Source organism: Kordiimonas sp. UBA4487 (assembly GCF_002389025.1).
Classification (GTDB): domain Bacteria; phylum Pseudomonadota; class Alphaproteobacteria; order Sphingomonadales; family Kordiimonadaceae; genus Kordiimonas; species Kordiimonas lacus.
On sequence record NZ_DGNR01000010.1, the window covers coordinates 24,873 to 43,077 of the forward strand.

The 18,205-nt window shown below is 55.4% G+C and carries 14 protein-coding genes and 1 pseudogene; 7 read left to right on the top strand and 8 right to left on the bottom strand.

Translation table 11 applies throughout. The features are described 5' to 3' along the window. The first annotated feature begins 187 nt into the window (after window positions 1-187). From B3Z17_RS05315 to B3Z17_RS05325, 3 genes are read left to right on the top strand one after another with little or no spacing between them, the layout of a single operon-like run. Window positions 188-1,075, top strand: a complete 888-nt coding sequence (locus tag B3Z17_RS05315) for a phytanoyl-CoA dioxygenase family protein (RefSeq protein ID WP_286828872.1) — start codon at window positions 188-190, stop codon at window positions 1,073-1,075. After that, window positions 1,072-2,295, top strand: a complete 1,224-nt coding sequence (locus tag B3Z17_RS05320) for an NAD(P)/FAD-dependent oxidoreductase (protein WP_286828873.1) — start codon at window positions 1,072-1,074, stop codon at window positions 2,293-2,295. The genes B3Z17_RS05315 and B3Z17_RS05320 overlap by 4 nt, the downstream gene beginning before the upstream one ends. 11 nt (window positions 2,296-2,306) lie before the next feature. After that, window positions 2,307-2,777 (top strand): hypothetical protein, encoded by a 471-nt coding sequence (locus B3Z17_RS05325; RefSeq protein ID WP_286828874.1) that lies wholly within the window; start codon window positions 2,307-2,309, stop codon window positions 2,775-2,777. 9 nt (window positions 2,778-2,786) lie between these two features. Here the strand turns inward: B3Z17_RS05325 and B3Z17_RS05330 are convergent, their stop codons facing one another. Then, window positions 2,787-3,341: a glutathione peroxidase gene (locus B3Z17_RS05330; RefSeq protein WP_286828875.1), complete on the bottom strand. Its 555-nt coding sequence runs from the start codon at window positions 3,339-3,341 to the stop codon at window positions 2,787-2,789. A gap of 195 nt (window positions 3,342-3,536) precedes the next feature. Between B3Z17_RS05330 and B3Z17_RS05335 the strand changes: the two genes are divergently transcribed. Next, window positions 3,537-4,646 (top strand): NADH:flavin oxidoreductase, encoded by a 1,110-nt coding sequence (locus B3Z17_RS05335; protein WP_286828876.1) that lies wholly within the window; start codon window positions 3,537-3,539, stop codon window positions 4,644-4,646. A gap of 95 nt (window positions 4,647-4,741) precedes the next feature. On the opposite strand, the gene B3Z17_RS05340 is transcribed toward B3Z17_RS05335, so the two are convergent. From B3Z17_RS05340 to B3Z17_RS05350, 3 genes are all read right to left on the bottom strand, one after another. Next, window positions 4,742-5,992, bottom strand: a complete 1,251-nt coding sequence (locus B3Z17_RS05340; RefSeq protein WP_286828877.1) for a DUF547 domain-containing protein — start codon at window positions 5,990-5,992, stop codon at window positions 4,742-4,744. 239 nt (window positions 5,993-6,231) lie between these two features. Continuing rightward, window positions 6,232-7,458: a DUF547 domain-containing protein gene (locus tag B3Z17_RS05345; RefSeq protein WP_286828878.1), complete on the bottom strand. Its 1,227-nt coding sequence runs from the start codon at window positions 7,456-7,458 to the stop codon at window positions 6,232-6,234. A 485-nt stretch (window positions 7,459-7,943) separates the two neighbouring features. Continuing rightward, window positions 7,944-9,122 (bottom strand): DUF547 domain-containing protein, encoded by a 1,179-nt coding sequence (locus B3Z17_RS05350; RefSeq protein WP_286828879.1) that lies wholly within the window; start codon window positions 9,120-9,122, stop codon window positions 7,944-7,946. A gap of 295 nt (window positions 9,123-9,417) precedes the next feature. On the opposite strand from B3Z17_RS05350, the gene putA reads away from it, so the two are divergent. Beyond that, window positions 9,418-12,585 (top strand): bifunctional proline dehydrogenase/L-glutamate gamma-semialdehyde dehydrogenase PutA, encoded by a 3,168-nt coding sequence (putA, locus tag B3Z17_RS05355; protein ID WP_286828880.1) that lies wholly within the window; start codon window positions 9,418-9,420, stop codon window positions 12,583-12,585. Window positions 12,586-12,671: 86 nt separating this feature from the next. Here putA and B3Z17_RS05360 read toward each other — a convergent pair. Further along, window positions 12,672-13,730: pseudogene (locus tag B3Z17_RS05360) on the bottom strand (PA0069 family radical SAM protein); the annotation flags it as partial. A gap of 198 nt (window positions 13,731-13,928) precedes the next feature. On the opposite strand from B3Z17_RS05360, the gene B3Z17_RS05365 reads away from it, so the two are divergent. After that, window positions 13,929-14,522 (top strand): MarR family winged helix-turn-helix transcriptional regulator, encoded by a 594-nt coding sequence (locus B3Z17_RS05365; protein WP_068307369.1) that lies wholly within the window; start codon window positions 13,929-13,931, stop codon window positions 14,520-14,522. Between the two features lie 79 nt (window positions 14,523-14,601). On the opposite strand, the gene B3Z17_RS05370 is transcribed toward B3Z17_RS05365, so the two are convergent. Next, on the bottom strand, window positions 14,602-15,279 hold the full coding sequence (locus B3Z17_RS05370) for a nitroreductase family protein (RefSeq protein WP_286828882.1): 678 nt from the start codon (window positions 15,277-15,279) through the stop codon (window positions 14,602-14,604). Window positions 15,280-15,329: 50 nt separating this feature from the next. After that, entirely contained in the window at window positions 15,330-16,235 is a 906-nt protein-coding gene (locus B3Z17_RS05375) for a LysR family transcriptional regulator (RefSeq protein WP_068307371.1), read from the bottom strand. A 123-nt stretch (window positions 16,236-16,358) separates the two neighbouring features. On the opposite strand from B3Z17_RS05375, the gene B3Z17_RS05380 reads away from it, so the two are divergent. Continuing rightward, window positions 16,359-16,895: an NADPH-dependent FMN reductase gene (locus B3Z17_RS05380; RefSeq protein WP_068307825.1), complete on the top strand. Its 537-nt coding sequence runs from the start codon at window positions 16,359-16,361 to the stop codon at window positions 16,893-16,895. 25 nt (window positions 16,896-16,920) lie between these two features. On the opposite strand, the gene B3Z17_RS05385 is transcribed toward B3Z17_RS05380, so the two are convergent. Then, a complete protein-coding gene (locus tag B3Z17_RS05385; RefSeq protein ID WP_286828883.1) occupies window positions 16,921-18,117 on the bottom strand; it encodes an EAL domain-containing response regulator in 1,197 nt (398 codons plus the stop codon). Window positions 18,118-18,205 lie beyond the last annotated feature (88 nt).

The following is an 18,205-nucleotide window of genomic DNA, read 5'->3' on the forward strand; positions in this document are numbered from 1 at the left end:
CATTGATAAGCGACCGAACGCGTCTATCACCCCTAGCCCACCGCCCGCCCGCGCGCAAGAACAGATACCCCACCCCACCATCTTGACGACCCTGTCAGCCTATGCTTCTTTGGGCGAAAGCTTGGTCTAAATTAACTTCCGTAGGGCATGTGCCAATCGGCGGGCCGGGCTTTGATGGAGTATGAATATGCTGCCTCGTTTTGATGCACGCAATTTTGAAACTATCACCCCCGAAATGAAAACCGCTTTTGATCGCGACGGTGTCCTCGTGTTGGACGGCCTGGTGAGCGCCGAGATGTGCGACCGCCTGCGCGAACGCACGGGTGAGATGATCAATGAGTTTGACCCAAGTGGCCACAGGGCTGTCTTTTCATCCACATCCCAGGCGCATACGCTGGACCTGTACCAATATTTCCTGGACTCTGCTGCAGGTACCCATTTCTTTTTTGAGGAGGAAGCCTTCGATAGCGAGGGCAACCTACTGAAACCTCTTCCACTGGCTCTGAACAAAATTGGTCATGCCATGCACGACATGGATCCAACTTATGACGCCTTCGCGCGTCAAAATGCCTTCAGGGCCATATGCGAGGGATTGGGGCAGAAAAAACCAATACCCTTACAATCCATGTATATTTTCAAGCAACCTCATATCGGCGGGGAAGTAGTGTGCCATCAGGACGCCACCTACCTGCGCACAGAACCGGAGACCTGTCTCGGACTCTGGGTCGCGGTTGAAGATGCGACCGAAGAAAATGGTTGCCTGTGGGGCATCCCTGGCGGGCACAAGACAGGCGGGCTGAGGTCGGCCTTTCTTCGAGAAAAAAATAGTGATGGCACCCACACCAAGATCCTCAACGAACTCCCGTTCGAAGAAGACAAAAAAGTACCGCTCCCTGCGCCCAAAGGTACGGTACTGGTCTTCGGTGGCCTGTTCCCGCATATGTCGTCGGCAAACCGGTCGGACAAGTCGCGCCACGCCTATACGCTGCATGTGATCGATGGTGAGGCCGACTATCCGGCAGATAACTGGCTCAGGCGCCCGGAGAGCCTGCCCCTCAGAGGATTTAACCCATGAAGCTTGTGATTATCGGGGGCGGCCATGCGGCCGCCCAGGTCGCCACATCATTGAGGCAACATAAGTTCGACGGTGACGCCACGCTGGTCACCGACGAACCTGTGGTGCCATACCAGCGCCCACCGCTGTCGAAAATGTACCTGTCAGGCGATATTGGGGCAGAGCGACTTCCGATTTTGAGGGAACAGGCCTATGAGGGCGCCAACATCAGCCTAAAGCTGGGTGTACATGCCAACAGCGTTGACCGGGACACCAAAACCGTATCGCTGGCATGCGGCAGCACCCTGCCCTACGACAAGCTGATCCTCGCCACCGGCGGTCATGCGCGTCGGTTGACCTGCAAAGGGGCGGACCTTGCTGGCATCCATTATGTGCGGACCATGGCGGACACAGACGCCATGCGCGGTGAATTTGATCACGCCAAGCGGATCGTCATCATCGGCGGCGGCTATATCGGGCTCGAGATTGCCGCAGTCGCGCGCAAGGCTAGTAAAGCTGTGACGGTGCTTGAGGCCACAGACCGTATCCTCGGTCGTGTGGTGGCACCGGAAGTGTCGGATTTCTATACCCAGTTGCACGCAGAAGAAGGCGTGGAGATTCACACCGACAAGCTCGTGACCTCCATTGAGGGCACAGATAGGGCCAGTGCGGTGCGCACCGCAGACGGCGACCGCTATGAAGCCGACATGGTCGTGGTGGGTATTGGCCTCGTGCCGAACACGGACCTCGCCGCTAGCGCGCATCTGGATGTGCTGCCCCAGGGCATTCAGGTCAACGCCCACTGCCAGACCAGCGACCCGGACATTTATGCCGTGGGCGATGTGGCCTGGTTCAACCATTCCTTCTATGGTCGCGACATGCGGCTTGAATCGGTCCAGAACGCCGTCGATCAGGCAAAAGTGGCCGTGGAGCATATGCTCGGGAACGATGTGTCCTATGATGCCCTGCCCTGGTTCTGGTCTGACCAATATGGCCTGAAGCTTCAGATCGCGGGCTTGAGCCAAGGCTATGACACGCTGATCACACGCGGGAATCCGGCAGAACGGTCTGTCGCTTTCTTTTACCTGAAGGACGGCAAGATGATCGCCGCTGACTGTATTGGGCGCATTGCGGAATTCATGAATGCCAAGAAGTTGATCGCAGGTGAGGTGCCTGTCACCGAAGCCCAACTGCTGGACGAACGGCCCTTCAAGGAAATCGCCGCGGAACTACTCGGCTAAAGGAGGCAAGTATGGGGGTTTATGCCGAAATGTATGTGCTTGCGCACGAAGCGCTTACTGATGAGGAAATCTGCGAAGCATCAGAGGCCATTTGCAATGCGTTTGGGCGGAACATGTTCCTGCAACCCGCCGACGACGATGAACGTCAAATACCTTGGCGCCCTATAGAAAGAACTCCAGACAGCATTCGTGACCGAATACTGACGCTGTTCAGGTACGGTTCCGAAGTCAAAACCGCGCTCACTGTAAATCTAGACGCTATTTATTATTCAGCTAACTACCCACGCGGTGATATTGGTAGCTTCTACCTGATGGCTTGCTGGCTCAGAAATCGCTTCTCCTGCATTGTGCATTATGGGGGTGACAGCTATGAAGAAGGCGAAGATGACTATCCCTCGCCTTTCAACCTAGAGAAAGCCTTCAAACATTGGGCTACTCAAGGGAGCGGACCTCTTCTCCAATATCTGGAGCGCCAGCCCTAGGATTTTTTTCTACTGTAGCGCTTTGTCGATCGCGGCCCGAAGTTCCGCCGATTCTGGGGTCACTTTGCTGCGGAAATAGGCTACCGGATGGCCTTCAGGGTCAATCAGATATTTGTGGAAATTCCACTCGGGCCGGCTGTCTTCACCCAGTACGCCGGCCAGCCATTCATAAACCTCAGCGGTGCCTTCCTTGCCGTCCACGACCATTTTCTTGGTCATGGGGAAATCCACCTGGAAATTCACCTTGCAGAAATTCTTGATGTTCTTTTCTGATCCTGGTTCCTGGTCGCCAAAGTCATTCGCCGGCACACCAACCACAACCAGACCCTTGTCGCGGTAGTCGTCCCACAGCGCCTGAAGGCCTTCGTATTGAGGCGTATAGCCACAATAGGATGCTGTATTGACCAGCAAGACTGCCTTGCCTTTGAACTGATCAAGCGGCATCTCGGTGTAATCGATTGACGTTACCGTAAAGTCGTAAAGGCTTTTTTCGCCGTCGGCCGACGCGGGCAATGCTCCCAGAACGACAGCGGCGCAAGCGACAAAGATAGACTTCAGTTTCATAATCAGTTCCCCGGTTTTGCTTCACTCCCGTCTATACTCCAGCCACGCCCTTTGCGAAAGCAGGCTAACGGAAGTGTGATGACAGGCATGAAGCCGACATTCTTGAAATAAAGTCACGCCACGCTACCTCAGTTCAGAACCTGTTACGGGGCTGGCAAATAGCCAGATCAGCCCACACCATGTGAAGGACAAAGTATGAGTGAAAACACCACAGCCCTGTTCGAGCCGTTCAAATCGAAGAACCTGGCGCTCGACAACCGTGTCGTCATGGCCCCGATGACCCGGACTTTTTCGCCTGAGAACGTACCCAATGACCTGAATGTGGAATATTACCGCAGGCGCGCAGCGGGCGGTGTTGGCCTTATTATCACCGAAGGCACCTGCGTGGGCCACAAAGCCGCAAACGGATACCCCAATGTGCCCTTCATTTATGGGGATGAGGCGCTCGCAGGCTGGAAAAAAGTGGTGGATGCCGTGCACAAAGAGGGCGGCAAGATAATGCCCCAGCTGTGGCATGTGGGCTCGGTTCGTCGCCCGGGCATTGAGCCAGACCCGGAGGTGCCCGGCTATGGTCCATCTGGCCTTGTGATGCCCGGCAAGAAGCGCTGCCATGAGATGACAGAAAGTGATATCGCCGATGTGATCGCGGCCTTCGCCAAAGCGGCAGCAGATTCCAAGGCCATCGGTTTCGACGGCGTTGAAATCCACGGTGCGCATGGCTATCTGCTGGACCAATTCTTCTGGGGTGGCCTGAATGAGCGAACAGACAAATGGGGCGGCGACCATGTGGGGCGCACACGCTTCGCAGCAGAAATCGTAAAGGCCATCCGGGCAGAAGTCGGCGCTGATTTCCCTGTGATCCTCAGGTGGTCGCAATGGAAGCAGCAGGACTATTCTGTGAAGCTGGCTACCAGCCCACTTGAAATGGAACAGTTCCTCGAGCCGCTTACAGATGCCGGCGTGGACATCTTCCACTGCTCAACCCGCCGTTTCTGGGAGCCTGAATTTGAAGGCAGCAACCTGAACCTTGCAGGCTGGACCAAGAAACTGACTGGCAAGCCCACCATCACGGTTGGCAGCGTGGGCCTGGACACAGCCTTCGCGGAAGAAGGCCAGAAGGACTTCATGGACGCCAAACCCGCAAGCCTATCGAACCTGATGGACCGCATGGAACAAGGCGAATTTGACCTAGTGGCCGTTGGCCGAGCATTGATCGCAAACCCGGACTGGGCCAACAAGGTCAAGGCCGCTGATGACGCGTCCCTCGCGCCTTACAGCAAGGAAATGCTGAAAGAACTGGCCTAGCCAAGCCGCCTTCCAAACTATTAAAAGGGCGCCATTTGGCGCCCCTTTAGCGGATCAGTATCTGGACCGTGTGAAGCCTATGTCCACATAGCCTCTTATCCGTTTTCTGCCTCAGTATCATATTCCTCAATCTCAACTTCGCCTTCCCGAAGCTCACGCAAGCGCTTCTGGTGAATTTTGCGAAGGTATTGAACCATGTGATCAGGGAAGCGCGTCAGCGAAATGCTTCTTTCTTCCAGAGCATTAGTCCAACCTGTTTGAACAGATCCACCTGCATACCCTCCTGGATCGCTATTGTCACTCGTGGCATGGTTCGTCACATCAGATGAGAGGCTAACCGAGCTGCCCTTGGAGCCCATACCGCCACCTGTACGAAAGGCCAGCAAAAGCGCACCTGCATTAGTGTTAGCTGATCCTTTAGCGCGATTACCTGTAAACAAGTCTGCAATATACCAATTGCTCTGCCCCGTACCTACTACCGTTGAACCATCCAATATCTCGTCGGCAAAGGTCGGGCTTGCATACTTGAGGATATGCCTGCGCAGATCACGATCAAAGTCCGAGAACAGTGCTGCATTTACCTCATAAAAGTATGAGGTTCTTAGGATGCGCTCCCGCACAAAAGCACCACGGTTTGAATTCACGAACTCATTTGCATTCGCTTCAAGCTGTCGCCAAACGCGATACCCTTCATAGGCTTCATTCCGCAGGTTTGGCCCACCAATTACCCCTTGAAACAGGCCATACATGATGCGTGGGTCACGATATTTGGGGATCAGGATTTTGTGGTGAATATCGTTGAGCGACAGCGGGACACCCGAAACCGTCAACACCTTGTCATCCCATATCTCGGGGTAGAATTTCTTCAGATTCGTTTCCGGGAATATCTCTGCGATCTGAGTTACAAGGGTAATGTTATAGAGATTTAGCCAAAAGGCCAATTGCTCATCACGATTGAAACTCTTGAGAGGAACCAGCGATGGTACATTCGCCAAGTCATTCCTCAAATTCCTCAGCAATTCAAAGTTACCGCCAAGAAATGCATGAAAATCTATACGGTTGCCCTCTAGGCGGGAAATACCTGTACCACCACGAATGATCCGTGATCCCGCCATCGGTCGCGCCCGAGGAGCCTGCAACCGTTCGGACATGCCCGTGTCCAGGACTGTTTGCTCAAGCATCGCGTCCCAGTCATCATATCTGATGGAAAAATCCGATTCTGGGCTGCCGCCACGGAAGGGGACAGGTACCTTTTCTTCACCAGCCCATGCAGCGGACGATATAACCGTTATTGTAATCGCCATAGCACTTGCAGCTATGGCACTTATTAGCCTTTGCAGTTTCATGATTTTCTAACCTCCTATCGCCCTCGGGCCGGATCAGAAAATCAGGCTTATCAGGTTCAAGGGCGAGGTTCATCTGTTCGTGGTTTCTCTCATGAGTGCTCAGTACATTTGATGGGCGGTTTCCTGTCATTGTCCGGCGACCTCCCACCTTCTTGAAGGACAACGGGTCCGCATATCGCCGGTTGTCACGGGTTCGGACAGTATCTGTCCGAACCCTTCTCTCAATCACGGAAAACGGCTTATTGGCCGTCAGTTTCCGTTTCTTCGTCAACGCCCCGGATACGCTGATCACCGTCATATTCTTCGATGGTGACATCGCCAGAACGGGTCTTCTTGTTCCGGATTTCTTGCTTGTTCAGATATTCAATCACATGGATTGGGAAGCGACCGCGATACATGTTCTTGCTATCCAGGCTCTGGATCCAACCAGATTCAATTGCGCCGCCCGCGCCTCCGCCATAGTCACCCGCTGCACCAGCGCCTGAGCCGGTACGGAACGCAAGAAGAAGGGCACCACCATTGGTATTGGCGCTACCCTGCGACCGGTTTCCGCCATAAAGGTCAGCGATATACCAATTGCTTTGACCAGTGCCGACTACACTCGAACCACTCGCGATCTTGTCTGCGAAATGGGGTTTGGCGTGTTGGAGCAAGTGGCGACGAACTTCTTTGTCAAAGTCAGGGAACAGAGCCTGATTGACCTCATAGAAATAGGACGCACGCAGAATACGTTCCCGTACGAAGGCCCCGCGGTTTGAGTTGATAAATTCAAACGCATTGTCTTTCAGCTGGTCCCACACAGCACGGCCAGTATAGGCTTCCGGCCGAATGTTCGGTCCGCCGATCACGCCCTGGAACAGGCCATACATGATCAGGGGATTCTTATACTTCGGAATCAGGATTTTATGGTGGATGTCGTTAAGCGACAATGGCGTACCGGCAACCGTCAGCACCTTTTCTTCCCAAAGGCTGGGGTAGAACTTCTTCAGGTTGGTTTCCGGGAATATCTCCGAAATCTGAGAAATCAGCGTGATGTTGTATAGGTTCAGCCAATAAGCCAGTTGCTCATTGCGGGTCAGCTGATTAAGCGGCAAAACGCTTGGCACTTTGGCCAGGTCATCGCGCAGGCCCTTCACCACATCCAGATTGTCCCCCAGAAACGAATGAAAATCGATCCTGTTACCTTCAAGCCGGGTGGTGTCCGTGCTGCCGCGGATAATGCGCGATCCCGCTGTGGGGCGAGCTTTGCTAGCCTCCTTGCGGTCGGACATGCCTGTATCAAGCACTGTCTGCTCAAGAAGCGCCGACAAGTCATCATAATTGATCGATAGCTCGGATTTCGGGTCATCCCCGCGGAATTGGCCGATTACACCGCGCTCATCAGCGGCGAAACTTGTGGTGCTCCCCACCATGATTGCCAGCAAGGCAACCAGGCCCGTCTTCTTGGCAAATGTCATGCAACGCATACTCGGTTCCTCATGTTTTTAATCATTGCTTGAGGACGCCCACCAAGTTCGTGCGATGGCAGGCTTATCCCCCTATTCTCTCCCTGCGGCTAGCGCGATCTGTGCCAATCGGTCGATCGCATAAAACTGGGAACTGCCGCATCGCGCAACCTTCCACATCATAGCAGAAGTCGGCGCACCGAAAAAACAGATGGCCTGCACACGCCCCAAACGCTGCAGGCTTACTCGGTACAATCTGCGCCCAAGACACGACTGTGTCCCCGGGCATAACAACTGCGTGCTCGACCGAGCACACCTTATGAACCCAAGACATAGCCACTACGACCATTCCTCATAATCTTTTTGATTATTTTTGCGACACCAAAGGCAAGCAACATCAAACCATTGGTTTGACAGCGCTAAACGAAAGACGCCCGCCAACCGAAAGCCATAGATTAGGCATCGCGTACAGGCAGGCGTCCAGAATAGTTCGCGGGAAAGCGACCTTAATTGTCGTCCGTACCGGCTTCTGATGGCGGGTCATATTCCTCCACCTCAACATTCCCCACCCTGGACTTGCGGTCACGTTTTTCCTTCTTGTGAAGATACTCGACCACATGAATTGGGAACCGGGTGCGGTTCATATTCAGGGTATCCATTTTCATGAACCAGGCAGATTCAATGCTGCCACCATCAGCTCCACCGGAACCGCCAGCGCCGCCACCACCGGACTTGATAGACATCAGCATCGCTGCACCATTTGTGTTCGCACTTGAGAGTGCACGATTGCCTCCATACAGGTCGGCAACATACCAGTCATCGATATCTGGTCGGATTTCCTTGGCATCGCGAACCCTGTCCCGGAAGCTCGCATAGGCGTATTGGTAAAGGTGCCGCTTAAGGTCGCGTTCGAAGTCAGGAAACAGCGCTGCATTAACCTGATATAGCTCCGAAACCCTTAGCTTCCCCCATTTGTAGCGGGCGCCCCGGTTCGAATTAACAAACTCCCGAGCGTTGCGCTCAAGCATCTCCCAGACATTGCGCCCTTCATAGGCTCTGCGCCGAATATTGGGGCTGCCAACGATACCCTGGAACATGCCGTACATCACCAGCGGATTCCTGAATTTCGGGATCACTATCTTGTGCTGGATGTCATTGAGCGACAGCGGGATGCCCGTCACCGTGATGACCTTCTCGTCCCACAATTCCGGATAAAATTTCCTCAGGTTGGTTTCGGGAAAGATCTTCCCGATCTGAGTGATCAGCGTAACATTATAGAGGTTTAACCAATAGGCCAGCTGTTCATTTCTGCTAAGATCCTTCAGTGGCAGAACACTAGGGACTGACGCGATGTCATCCCTCAGTCGGCGCATCATTTCAAGATTGTCGCCCAGGAAAACATGAAAGTCGACGCGGTTACCTTCGAGCCTCGTTGGCTTGGTATTGCCGCGCTGAATGCGGCTGCCTGCCGCCGGACGCGCTTTCGGTGCCTCCCGGCGATCGGACTGGCCAGCCCGCATCACCGTCGTTTCAAATATGCCTGTGAGATCATCATAATTGATTGTCAGATCGGATTCTGGTGCCTCACCACGAAAAGGCTCAGGCACCTTTGTATCACCGGCAGCACTAGCCGACACACACACGCTAAACAGCGCGAAAACTGCCACCTTATAACTTTTGAACATTATCACTCTCCCCCTTTGTTCGAGTCCCTAATTCTCTCAACATAATGATACAGTATTACATATCATTGCCGGGCGTCAATATCTCGCATAACTTAAAAATAACCACCGTGAGATGTAATTAGGCTGCGAAGAGCGCCAAAAACTGCTCGGAGCCCCCTTTTCTGAAGCCTTTGTGCCAAAGGATGACGAATCTGCTTCCCAGCGCATTTTTTTGGCGTTAAGGGGGAGACAAATCCAACAAATAAATTGGATACAAAATATTATATGTAACGAAGTGTGGTAGAGGGACCCAAGTATGGCCAAGCTTCGAATTTCGCCCCCACCGGCACAAGACCGGAACAGCGCAATGCAGTCTTTGCGTGCAGCCTACCTGCGCGACGAAACCGAGGTCGTCAGCGGACTGATCGAAAACTTCCCGCTGGATGACCAGATGCGCCATGACGCAACTGCCACAGCTGCCGCCATTGTGGCCCAATCACGTGCCATGAAGGAAGAACAAGGCAGCCTGGACGCATTCCTGGCCGAGTTTGGCCTCTCGAACCAGGAAGGGGTGGCCCTGATGTGCATGGCCGAGGCCCTCTTGCGCGTTCCAGATGTGGAAACCCAGGACAAACTGATCGCAGAAAAAATCATGTTGGGTGACTGGGCATCGCACAAAGGCCGATCCGATAGTCTGTTTGTCAATGCCTCCACCTGGGCATTGATGCTAACCGGCGGCGTGATCAAGCTGGACAAGACCATCACCAAAAACCCAGGAAAATGGTTTCGGGGCTTGGTGTCGCGCACAGGCGAACCTGTGATCCGTACTGCGGTAAATCAGGCCATGAAAATCATGGGCCGGCAGTTCGTTTTTGGGCGGAATATCAAGGAAGGCTTGTCCCGGCAGGCGAAGCAGCCGCCCGAGCACAAGATGATGAGCTTCGACATGCTTGGTGAAGGCGCGCGCACAATGGATGCCGCCGATCGCTACTTCAAGCTCTATATGGACTCAATCGACGCCGTCGGCACTGCGACAAAAGCAGACGGCGCAGACCCGCACGATCGCTCCAGCGTGTCAATCAAGCTGTCAGCCCTGCACCCTCGCTATGAGGAGACCAGCGACGACCGCGTGATGAGTGAGATGGTCCCGCGTGTGAAGGAACTGGCGCTGCGAGCCAAGTCGTACGATATTCAGATGACCATCGATGCCGAGGAGGCCGACAGACTGGACATTAGCCTGCGCATCCTTGAGAAACTGGCGTCAGACCCGGATCTCGCTGGCTGGGAAGGCCTTGGCCTTGCCGTTCAGGCTTACCAGAAGCGCGCGCCACATGTGATCGACTGGCTGATCCTTCTGGCGCGCGAACACAAGCGCAAATTCGCTGTCCGTCTGGTCAAAGGCGCTTACTGGGACACGGAAATCAAGCACGCCCAGGAACTGGGTCTTGATGACTATCCCGTATACACGCGCAAGCCGTCGACCGATATCTGCTATATTTATACCGCTGCTCGCATGCTTGAGGCGCAGGACGCCATCTATCCGCAGTTCGCGACCCACAATGCACACACCATTGCCTGCATTGCCAAGATGGCGGAAGGCAAGCGCTATGAGTTCCAGAAACTGCACGGCATGGGCGCGCTTCTGTATAAAGCAGCCAGTCGGGTGGTAGGCCATACCATTCGCACGCGCACGTATGCGCCCGTTGGGCTGCATGAAGACCTGCTGCCCTACCTTGTGCGGCGCCTGCTTGAAAATGGTGCCAACTCAAGTTTTGTGAACCGTTTCATGGACGCGAAAGTGCCCGTCGAAGAAGTCGCCGGCGATCCGATTGAGGCGATCAAGGCCGCACCGGCCCTTCGCCACACGCTGATCCCGACGCCCGATGATATGTATGGCGAAGAACGCAAGAATTCCAAAGGATGCAATCTTATGGACCGCACCCAATATGAGCCCCTGATGGCTGCCCTTGAAGAACGCAATTCCCACAAATATGCAGCAGCCAGTATTGTTGCAGGCATGGAAGTGGGTGGCGAACCTGTGGACGTGACCAACCCAGCCAACACAGCTGAAGTGGTGGGCACAGCACGCGAGGCGCGCGAGGAAGACCTGGAAGCAGCAGCGGTTCGCGCGAAAGCAGCCCAGAAGGACTGGGACCGCCTGGGCGGCACCGAACGCGCCAAAATCCTGCGCGCCATGGGCGATGCCATTGAGGCCGAACGGGACACATTCGCCGACCTTCTGGTTCGCGAAGCCGGCAAGACGCTGTCGGATGTTATCGCGGAAGTGCGCGAAGCCGTTGACTTTTGCCGCTACTATGCAGCGCGTGCCGAAGAACAATTCGGCGCGCCAATCGACCTGCCTGGGCCAACGGGCGAGAAAAACCAGCTGCACCTGTCGGGTCGCGGCACCTTCCTGTGTATTGCACCGTGGAACTTCCCGCTGGCCATCTTTGTGGGCCAGGTTGCAGCCGCCCTTGCAGCCGGTAACGCAGTGATCGCAAAGCCTGCTGAACAAACGCCGCTTGTCGCCTGGCATGCCGTGAAGCTGTTCCATAAGGCTGGTGTTCCTGCCGATGTACTGCATCTGGTGCTGGGTGACGGCGTCAAGGTTGCGGCACCGCTGGTAGCTGACGAGCGCGTATCCGGCGTGGCCTTCACAGGCTCCACCGAGACCGCGAAGATCATCAACCGTACGCTTGCGGACCGAGACGGCGCTATCGCGCCCCTGATTGCCGAGACCGGTGGCCAGAACGCTATGATCGTCGACAGCACAGCCCTGCCTGAGCAAGTCAGCGATGACGTGATCCAGTCTGCATTCGGCTCTGCCGGCCAGCGCTGTTCAGCGCTGCGTGTCCTGTTCGTGCAGGACAGCGTCGCAGACAAGGTGATCAACATGCTCAAGGGCGCGCTGAAGGAACGCGTGATCGGCGACCCTGCCAAGCTGACAACAGACATCGGCCCGATCATCGATGCCGAAGCCCTCAAGGGCCTTCAGGACCACTGCGCCAAGATGGAAAAGGAAGCGAAGCTTGTCGCCAAGGCCGACATGGAACCAGAGGCAGAAAATGGCACTTTCCTGGCACCGCATATTTTTGAACTGGACGGCCTGCATCAGCTTGAGCGCGAAAACTTCGGCCCGATCTTGCACGTGATCCGCTTCAAAGCGGCAGAGATGGATGAGGTCCTGAGGCAGATTGGCAACACGGGGTATGGCCTCACATTCGGTGTGCACTCCCGCCTCGAAGGCCGCTGGAAGGACCTGTTTGAAAAGACGAACATTGGCAACACATACGTCAACCGCAATATGGTTGGCGCCGTTGTCGGTGTGCAGCCATTTGGCGGCGAAGGCCTGTCTGGCACAGGCCCCAAGGCAGGCGGCCCGCACTATCTGCTTCGATTTGCCGCTGAGCACACGCTGACCATCAACACAGCGGCCGTGGGGGGCAACGCCGAATTGTTCTCGCTGGATGAGGAAGAGGCTTAAGCCTTCCTCGACGCGTAACACTGCACGCAGAAATGCAAAAGCCCGGCCATGAAGCCGGGCTTTTCACTTTCAAATATAGCCTCAGGTCAGCGCAAGGCGTCCAGCAGGTTATATTGCCCGCCCTTGAGCACTGGCTTTCTGAACTGGTCGGTCGCCAGTTCAAGCTTCTCGGTGTTCAGCCGCAGGCGGCGACACAGGTTTGAGAACCGCTGGCGCATCAGGTCTGCCTCAAAGCCGCTGCCCATCATACGGTGCTTGAAACGCGGATCGTTCAGCTTACCACCCCTGAGTTCCTTCAGCCGGTTCAGCACCCTCGTTTTACGATCGGGGTAATGCTCGTCGAGCCACTCTTCAAACAGGTCTGTCAGCTCAAGCGGCAGGCGGAGCAGGATATAGGCAGCCTCCTTTGCCCCGGCGTGGGCGGCGGCAGATAGCACAGCTTCCATCTCATGATCATTGAGCGCCGGGATAACAGGCGCAAACATCACGCCTGTGGGCACGCCTGCGTCCGAGAGGAGCCTGATGGCATCCAGCCGTCGCTGCGGCGTGCTCGCGCGCGGTTCCATGGTGCGTGCGAGCTTACGGTCAAGCGTCGTGACCGACAGCGCCACTTTCACCAGGCCCTTTTCCGCCATCGGGGCCAGCAGATCCAGGTCCCGCACCACAAGGCGGGATTTGGTCACAATCGTCACCGGGTGGTCATGCTCCATCAACACCTTAAGGAGCTCACGCGTGATGCGGCGCTCTTTCTCAATCGGCTGATAGGGGTCTGTGTTGGTGCCCATGGCAATCGGCTTCGCCACATACCCTTTCTTTGATATCTCCTGCTTCAGAAGCTCAGCCGCATTCGGTTTGGCGAACAGCTTGCTTTCAAAATCAAGCCCCGGCGACAGGCCTAGAAACGCATGAGTTGGCCGCGCAAAGCAATAAACACAGCCGTGCTCGCAGCCACGATACGCGTTGATCGAGCGATCGAACGGAATATCCGGCGACTTGTTCTTGGTCAGGATATGTTTGGCATTCTCTTCCGTCACGCTGGTGCGCAAGGGCGTGGTGGGCTCTTCCCCCAGCCAACCGTCCTGCGCGGGCTCCCGCTTCAGCGCCTCGAACCGACCTGTCGCATTAGACACGGCCCCACGCCCGCGCGAAAGCCACGGGGAATTTGATGCACCGCCTGTATGTTGTGCTTTGTTCATAGAAGAATACTACCATGAGAACAAAACAAGAACAATAGCGAAAAACATTAGGGAAACAGCCGCTCCCCGCTTTGGTTTGACAAGGCAAATCAAATACTTAGTATTGTCCTTGCAGAATGCACTTATCAGGCAACGGGAAAGGCGCGCATGAAGAACAAGAATGTTTCTGCTGCAAGAAGGCGAGTCTTTCGGTTGACCGACAGGATCGATCTGCCGCTCGACCTCCTGGGACATATGCCCTTCCGCATCGCGACAGTCAGCAACCTGCTGGCCTTGACCCGCGACATGCACATTCGTGAAATTTCCGACCTGGAAGCGCGTGAGATGCGGGTGCTGATCAACATCGGCTCCTACATGCCCATTAACGGCGCAGACATCGCTTACCAAAGCCGGATGGACAGCTACACTGTCAGCCGGGCCTCAAAGGTACTCAGAAGCCGCGGCCTTATTGACGTCGAACCCGATGCTACCAACAAGCGCACCAAGAATTTCGTCCTGACGGAAAAAGGCATTGAGGTCTATAAGGCCATCGCGAATGCTATCGACATGCGGGCCCGCGCCATCGATGCAGCCATCAGCACCTCTGAAAAAGAAGCGCTTTTTGACATGCTCGCCCGCATTGAAAACCAGACGGAGCAGCTATTGGCTGCCCAGGCTATCAAGCAGCTTGAAGCTGGAAATGATCTGCCAGCCGACCAACGCGAACTGATCCGCTGGTATAAAAAAGGCAGGGAGGACTGACGCCCTGCCCTGCCAGGTTAAAGCCGCTCACTCTGGTCACCACACCTTCCTTAGGGTGAAGGTACGGACGCCAAACAACTCAGAGATATGAGACGATATCCTCAAGCGGCTTTTTGATGGTTGCGTGCACGGGGATGGTCGCACCCTCTGCCGGATAACCCGTCACCAGCAAAATATAGGGGCGCTCGTCCGCCGGACGGTCGCAAATCTCGTTCAGAAAATTCATCGGTTTCGGTGTATGCGTCAGTGTCGCCAAACCCACATGATGCAGCGCGCCAATCAGGAACCCCGTGGCGATACCCACCGATTCCGGCACATAATAATTCTTCCGGCTCATGCCCGCTTCCACACCGCCCCGGCGCTGCGCGAAAATAGCAATCAGCCAGGGTGCGCTTTCCAGATATGGCTTATGGGCATCTGTCCCCAGCGCCGACAGGGCATCAAGCCATTCGTCGCTCGCGCGGCCTTCATTATAGAAAGCGCGCTCTTCCTGCTCAGCTTTCTCGCGCACCTGTGCCTTCACCTCAGGGCTGCCGATCACGGCAAAATGCCAAGGCTGGTGGTTAGCCCCGGAAGGGGCGGTCCCCGCTGCGCGCAGGCAGGTATCGATGATCTCACGCGGCACGGGCCGGTCAGAGAATTCCCGCACCGTATGGCGGCGCTTGATCTCGTTATAGAAGTCCTGCGCGCGGGTGCGCATCTCCGCTTCCGGATACTCGATATAGTCGCTCAGCGGTAAATTGTCGTGTGGCTGCATCTCTCTTCTCCTAGAGATGCATTTACATTATATTTATTGCATATGCAATATTATTGTTTGTCTTTGACCAATGTCTTCCTGAAGCGGTCGGCGAAGAAGTCGATCCAGGCTTCCGCTTTGCGCGTAAGCCCCCGACGACTGGGGTAAATGAGGTAATAGTCAATCAGGGTGCTTCGCCAATCTGGCAGGACCTGACGCAGCTTGTTGGCCGCAATCGCCTGCCTGACAACATATTCCGGCGCGATAATGATACCGCTCCCCCCTTCAGCCATTGTCCGCAGCACTGTAAAATCATTGACACAGTGCCGCGGAGCAAGATCGACGGCGCGACCGTCTCCCGCAGTATTTTCGAGCAGCCATTTCGTGACATTGTTGCTATCGCTCATCGCAAGCGTTGTATGCGAGGAAAGATCCTCCGGCCTTTTCGGCTGTCCGCGCTTTTCGATATAGGATGGTGCCGCGCAAATAATTGCCCGTGCACCGCCCAGACGCCGGCTGATCAGGCTGCTGTCCTCGAGGCGCCCTACCCTGATGGCAAGGTCATACCCTTCCGCGATAAGGTCTACACGACGGTTATTCAACACAAGCTGCACATCGATTTCGGGGTAACTGGCCATGAAGTCCCCAATGTGTGGGGCGACAAGATATTGGCCGATTGCAGTGGATGCGCTGACCCGCAAGACGCCCCGTGGTGTCGACATGATTTCATGAGCTGCAGCCTGTGCGCTCTCGGCTTCTTCCGAGATACGGATACAGTGCTGCAGGAAAATTCTGCCAAACTCCGTCAGCTTAACAACCCTTGTGGTTCGCTCCAGCAGCGCTGCACCGAGGGCATCTTCCAGTGCGGCGATCCGGCGACTGACGCTGGATTTCGGCAGCCCCAGAGCTGTCGCTGCAGCAGAGATGCCACCCACTTCCGCGACTTTTGCAAACAACAACATGTCATTCAAATTCATTATGAGGCCGCCATATTGTTCCAATTATGGAACAATATGTATCGAAAATTCCCACTAATCAACAAGGAAGCAACAAACTATCTCTTGTCCAACGAAACATATTTGGACAAGAAAGAGATCACCATGAAACTCCTCGCTTTTGCAGCCTCGAACAGCCGACAGTCAATCAACAAGCAATTGGTCACGCATGCCGCAGATGTGCTGCGCAGCCTTTCTCCTGATATCCAAGTCGAGGTCATTGACCTGAACGACTATGAAGCCCCGCTCTTCAGCATCGACAGGGAAACCGAACTGGGTATCCCGGCAGTGGCCCAGGCGTTCTATGACAAAATCACAGGTGCGGATGCCCTGCTCATATCCTTTGCAGAGCATAACGGGTCCTTCACTGCGGCCTACAAGAACGCTTTTGACTGGGCCTCCCGCATTGAACAGAAAGTATATCAGGGCAAGCCGGCTGTGTATCTTGCCACCTCGCCTGGCCCTGGCGGTGCCGGATCCGTCCTGAATGCTGCCGTGGGCTCCGCCCCCTACTTTGCAGCAGACGTCAAGGCATCGCTTTCAGTTCCCAGCTTCTTCGATAATTTCGATGGGGACAGCCAGCGCCTCACCCATGAAGGGCTGGCAAAAGACTTGAAAGCCGCTGTATCGGCCCTGCTATAGCGCCGCATACAATGGGGTCGAACCCTTAGCTGATGCCGGGGACTTTCATCACGCCGTCCTTGAAGTCTTCGATCCAGATCAGGAATTCACCGGCCGACATAGGCTTGCCGAACAAATATCCCTGGGCGTACTCCGCGCCCAGGTCGGTAACGATCTTGAGATGTTCCTCGGTTTCCACGCCTTCACAGGTACATTTGAGCTCCAGCTTGTGAGCAAGATCAATCGCGCTCTCAAGAATGATGCGCGCCTTGTCGTCCTCGACAGCGCGGCTCAGGAACTGTCGGTCGATCACCAACTCGTCGAATGGGATTTCCTTCAGCTTCAGAAGCGGCGCAAAACCGGCACCGAAATCATCCAGTGCCAGGCCAAACCCATCCTTGTGCAGCTGGGCCAGCACCTGCAGCGGCACCTTGGCGTCAATATCCAAATCAGACTCTGTTACCTCAAGCCGCACCATATCAGGGCGAATATCGAACTGGTCAGCAAGCCCCGCGACCACTTCGGCAAAATCCGGCTTGCGCAGGTTCTCTGACGTCACGTTGATCGATAGGGTCACTTCCTGGCCCTGTTTACGCCAACGTCCCTGCTGCTGCATCGCAAGCTCAATCATGCGGTAGGTGAGCACGTCCATATGGCCATACTCGATCGCCGCCTTCACAACGGCCCCTGCCCCCAGGAAACTGCCTGATGGGGTTTTCCAGCGGGCGAACACCTCAGCGCCCATCACGGCTTTGGCCTTAAGGTCCAGCTTGGGCTGAAACGCGGGCGCTAGTCCGTCGGTCATGAGGCCTCGGGTGAACTCGGCTTCTTCAAGCACGGTTTCCGTGCCCATGGCCACGCCTGCGCGGGTGTTGGCAATGTCTTCAAGAGCCGCGGTCAAAAGACCGGCATTGATGGGTTTTGAGAGCGTGCCCAGCACATTGACGCTGTAGGCCATGGCCTGTTCGCGCGCTTCCTGGTTGGCACGCGCATCCAGATTGTTCAACAGGATCACGCCCGGGTCCCAATCTAGGTCCGAGATAATCCGCAGGATGCCATAGTCCTTGATGCCCGGGACGTCGATGACAGTAACGATAATATCGAAACGCTCTGTCTTCAGGAGCTCAACAGCCTGGTCGCCGCCCGATACCCCTGAAATCATATAGTCACTGGCCGGCAAATGCTGCGCCAACGTCTGCTGGGTCGTAGCCGTATCATCAATAACCAGAATGCGTTTACTCACAGAACCTCCTGTCCCCGACTGCCGTCGAAGTTATCACCATTCGACCAAACGTCAAAGAAAACTGCCCGCCGGAGGGATCAATCCCCGG

Excerpts from the sequence above, each read along its gene's own strand:
- B3Z17_RS05320 (WP_286828873.1), top strand. The coding sequence starts at position 1,072 with ATGAAGCTTGTGATTATCGGGGGCGGCCATGCGGCCGCCCAGGTCGCC.
- B3Z17_RS05370 (WP_286828882.1), bottom strand. The coding sequence starts at position 15,279 with ATGCAGCCACACGACAATTTACCGCTGAGCGACTATATCGAGTATCCG.
- B3Z17_RS05375 (WP_068307371.1), bottom strand. The coding sequence starts at position 16,235 with ATGAATTTGAATGACATGTTGTTGTTTGCAAAAGTCGCGGAAGTGGGT.
- B3Z17_RS05350 (WP_286828879.1), bottom strand. The coding sequence starts at position 9,122 with ATGTTCAAAAGTTATAAGGTGGCAGTTTTCGCGCTGTTTAGCGTGTGT.
- putA (WP_286828880.1), top strand. The coding sequence starts at position 9,418 with ATGGCCAAGCTTCGAATTTCGCCCCCACCGGCACAAGACCGGAACAGC.
- B3Z17_RS05345 (WP_286828878.1), bottom strand. The coding sequence starts at position 7,458 with ATGCGTTGCATGACATTTGCCAAGAAGACGGGCCTGGTTGCCTTGCTG.
- B3Z17_RS05365 (WP_068307369.1), top strand. The coding sequence starts at position 13,929 with ATGAAGAACAAGAATGTTTCTGCTGCAAGAAGGCGAGTCTTTCGGTTG.
- B3Z17_RS05315 (WP_286828872.1), top strand. The coding sequence starts at position 188 with ATGCTGCCTCGTTTTGATGCACGCAATTTTGAAACTATCACCCCCGAA.
- B3Z17_RS05330 (WP_286828875.1), bottom strand. The coding sequence starts at position 3,341 with ATGAAACTGAAGTCTATCTTTGTCGCTTGCGCCGCTGTCGTTCTGGGA.
- B3Z17_RS05380 (WP_068307825.1), top strand. The coding sequence starts at position 16,359 with ATGAAACTCCTCGCTTTTGCAGCCTCGAACAGCCGACAGTCAATCAAC.
- B3Z17_RS05335 (WP_286828876.1), top strand. The coding sequence starts at position 3,537 with ATGAGTGAAAACACCACAGCCCTGTTCGAGCCGTTCAAATCGAAGAAC.
- B3Z17_RS05325 (WP_286828874.1), top strand. The coding sequence starts at position 2,307 with ATGGGGGTTTATGCCGAAATGTATGTGCTTGCGCACGAAGCGCTTACT.
- B3Z17_RS05340 (WP_286828877.1), bottom strand. The coding sequence starts at position 5,992 with ATGAAACTGCAAAGGCTAATAAGTGCCATAGCTGCAAGTGCTATGGCG.